At 65.8% G+C, this 701-nt stretch carries 1 protein-coding gene; it reads left to right on the forward strand.

The window, feature by feature from the left end:
• A partial coding sequence (gluP, locus tag QQX02_RS13145; protein WP_301143811.1) for a glucose/galactose MFS transporter occupies positions 1-585 on the forward strand: 585 nt, incomplete at its 5' end.
• Between the last annotated feature and the right edge of the window lie 116 nt (positions 586-701).

Below are 701 nucleotides of genomic sequence, written 5' to 3' on the forward strand. Positions count from 1 at the left end.
CGTGGCATCTTCGGCCACCCGCACCTGTGGCTAGGCGTACTGTGCCTGTTCCTCTACGTGGGCGTGGAGGTGATGGCCGGCGATGCGATCGGCATCTATGGCCAGGGCTTCGGGTTGCCGCTGGATGCGACCAAGCATTTTACCTCGTACACGATGCTGGCGATGCTCGCCGGCTACCTTGCCGGCCTCGTACTTATTCCGCGCCTTGTCTCGCAGCAGCGCTACCTTGCCATCTCCGCGACCATGGGCGTGCTGTTCTCGCTGGGCGCCTACGTCACCCAGGGTTATGTCTCGGTCGGCTGCGTGGCGGCGCTGGGTTTTGCGAACGCCATGATGTGGCCGGCGATTTTTCCGCTCGCCATCAGGGGGCTGGGACGGCATACCGAAGTCGGCTCCGCGCTCCTGATCATGGGTATCGCCGGTGGCGCAATCGTGCCGCAGCTGTTCGCCCACCTGAAGCAGCATGCCAACTTCCAGCTCGTGTTCACCGGCCTGATGGTGCCCTGCTACCTCTACATCCTTTTCTACGGCCTGCGCGGCTACCGCGTGGGCCTGCGTGACGGCGATGGCGCCCGTTCGCGGTGAAGGCGCCGCCACGCCGGCGTGGCGGTGGGCTAGGATGGCGCGCCGATCCGAAGGAGAACCCCTCGTTGCGTCACGCCACCATCAAGGACGTCGCCAAGCGCGCCGGCGTGTCGCTG

It is taken from the genome of Demequina muriae (assembly GCF_030418295.1).
In the GTDB taxonomy this organism is placed as follows: Bacteria; Actinomycetota; Actinomycetes; order Actinomycetales; family Demequinaceae; genus Demequina; species Demequina muriae.